At 46.6% G+C, this 3,079-nt stretch carries 1 pseudogene; it reads right to left on the minus strand.

What is annotated here, in order from left to right:
- Nucleotides 1-3,079 (minus strand): annotated as a pseudogene (locus C6H04_RS08010) (hypothetical protein); the annotation flags it as partial.

The following is a 3,079-nucleotide window of genomic DNA, read 5'->3' on the forward strand; positions in this document are numbered from 1 at the left end:
GCCTTGACAGGGCCCATCTGTCCTAAACCATTGCCCCCTCCCTTGCCCCCTGCTACGCTCAAGACATTAGCAAAGCTGCTAGGGGCTCCTTGGGCTGCGTTTCTATCAGGCCCCATACCGCCTTGCAAAAAGATGTAGTAGTACATCGATTTGGGAGCTTGCCAAGTGGCGTTTTTATCAAAGATAAGGGTTTTGAAATTGCCCCCTAAGCGGGTTTGTTCCTGGCGCAATTGGTTGAGCTGGGTGTGGATTTTAGCTATCTCACCCAAGAGCTTGGCTTCTATACTAACTTGGGAAAGCTCGCTAAAAAGAGTGCGCTTGAGCTCTGCGATCTGGTGGTTGGCTAGGGCATTGTATTCACTGGTCTTGGTGGTGGCGTTGGCGTTGTACTCCCCTGTCTTGGTGGTGACATTGGCATCAAAGGCGTTAGTCTGCTGGGTGGCATTTTGGTTGAAAACATCCAGCCTTTGGGTGGTGTTGTCATTGTATTCCTGCACTCTTGTTGTGCTAAGGGCGTTGAAGGCATCCACTTTCTCTTGGGACAAATTCAACAATGCCTCCATCTTCTGATGGGCTGTGTCGTTGTGGTCTTTGAGCTTTTGAGCGGCATTGGTGTTGAATTCGCTGAGTTTTTGGGCGTGGTTGGCGTTATAGTCATTGAATTTTTGACTAGCATTAGAATCATAATCTTGGAGTTGCTTGGCCGCTCTCTGGTTAGCGTTGTCATTATACTCTTGAAGCTTAGCCGTGTTATTGGCGTTAAAGGCATCTAGCTTGGCCGTGGCGTTGTCATTGTACTCTTTGAACTTTTGGGCGGTGTTGCTGTCATAGAGATTCTTAGCATCTTGTAGATCTCTTTTAAATTCCTCCAATTTGTTCAGATTGCCCGTATTGAAGTTTTGCACTTGGGCTGACGCGTCTTGGAGTTTGAGCGCGATGTGGGCATCATAATCGGCTAATTTAGCCCGTGCATTGGCGTTGTACTCATCCAGCTTCTGGGCATCGTTAGCGTTGTAGTCATCTAACTTCTGGGTGTAGTTATTGTTAAATTCTGCGAGCTTGGCCGTGGCGTTAGCATCGTAGCGATTTTTGGCCTGTTGTAAGTCCTTTTTGAACTCGTCTAATTTGGCTAAATTCGCCCCATTGAAATTCTGCACCTGCGCCTGTGCTTCTTGCAACTTCAAGGCCACATGCGCGTCGTAATCAGCGCGCTTAGTAGCGTCATTCTGATTGTAATCGTCTAGCTTCTGTTGCGCGTTAGTGTCATAGGTTTGGGTTTTTTGCGCGTCATTGGCGTTATACTCATCGAACTTGGTTTGCGCGTTAGTGTCGTAGTCTGCCCGTTTAGCCGTGTCATTAGCGTTGTAATCGTCTAATTTAGTTTGGGCGTTAGTGTCATAATCAGCCCGTTTGGTAGCGTCGTTCTGATTGTAATCGTCTAGCTTCTGTTGGGCGTTTTGGTCATAATCAGCCCGTTTGGTAGCGTCATTGGCATTGTAATCGTCTAACTTGGTTTGCGCGTTAGTGTCATAGTCCTGGGTCTTTTGAGTGTCGTTAGCATTGTACTCATCAAGCTTCTGTTGCGCGTTTTGGTCGTAGTCTGCGCGCTTAGCTGTGTCATTAGCGTTGTAATCAGCAAACTTGGCATTGGCTGTGTCCTCATAGACTTTGGCTCGATCGGCTAGCAGGTCTAATTTTTCATCAAAGAGATCGATGGCCTTTTGTTGCAGATCATCTAGGTGGTCTTTGACTGTGGTCATCTCTGCTAGACCATCCTCTAGCTTTTTGTAGTTTAGAGCCCATTTGTCTTGGAATTCATCCATCCTATCATCAATGGCCTTGAATTGCTTGTTAGCGCGCTCTTGGGTGAGCTGATCTAGGGCGTGCAATTCCCTGAGCAATTGGGTTTGCAACTCGTGTAGCTTAGTGGCAGTATCTGCCTCTTGGGTGTTGATGTCATTGATGGCTGCAGCAAACTCTGCAAAGTGTTCTCCAAAGACAGGATTGGGTTCAATATGGGGGGTTTTAAGCGGGGGTTTGGTATTCTTGTCTAAAGGAGTTTGTATGTCTGTTTCTGTGCCCTTGCCCCCACTTAAAGAAGTGGATTTTTGGTTTAATTTTGATTCGCGTAGATTGTATGCGTTTTCTGACTCTGAAGAGGAGCCCGCTTTTGAGTTTAAAGAGGGTTCGTGGGTAGCGTTTGAATCTACCAAAGACTTTTTCGCCAACACAGATGTTACCGATGAGTCTTGTGGCGAAGTGAGCTTAAACGAAGTGAGTAAACTGCTATTCAAGTCAGACTCTTGAGCGATAGCCTTCATCTTGCGTCTAAACTCTTTGAGGTCTTTCTTGCTTAGCTTGCCCTCTAGCTGTAATCGCCGTTTCTCTTTATAAAGCGGGTCTAGTTGCTTTTTAACCTCCCAACTCTTGGGGGTGTGCACTTGCACTTCAGCACTCACGCCCTTAAAATCAAAATTGATATGCGCGCCCGTGTAGCCATCTTGGGTGTTGATGAATTTGGGGCTGATATGGCTCACATTGGGGTTGTTCTCTAAATTGTCTAGCACGCGCATCAATTCGCTATCAAACGCTTGCCTATCTGTAAGCACTGCCCCCCTTAGAGTGTCGTTAATCTTGCTAACATCCCCCTTGTAATATTCTAGCTTGTCTTGGATACTCTCTAGGCTTTTTAGCGTGTTGCTAGCCTCTGTGGTGCTATTAGGGCTTTTTAGCCCCTCTAAGAGTTGCTTAAATCCCCTCTCTTGCTCCTTGGCGTTGGTGTAAAGCCCTTGGGCTTGTTTGTCAATCTCTTGGGGGTTAAGGTTTTCCTTTATAGCAGCAGAACTCTGCTGCTCTTTCCCCAACAACTCCTGCGCCTGCTTAGCCCTTTGTTCTAATTGGGGCAAAAGGCTGGCAACATTGCTCACTTCTTGGGTCATCTGTCCTGAGCGTATCAATAGGCTAGCAAAGTCATAGACATTGGCTTCACTCAGCTTTTTGTAACTTTGCATATCCCCAAAGGCTAATCTGGGCTGTAATTCCTCCTGCAAAGATTGGGGAAGGTTTTTTAAGAACTCAT

Origin of the sequence: Helicobacter salomonis, assembly GCF_900197775.1 — a bacterium.
Lineage (GTDB): Bacteria > Campylobacterota > Campylobacteria > Campylobacterales > Helicobacteraceae > Helicobacter > Helicobacter salomonis.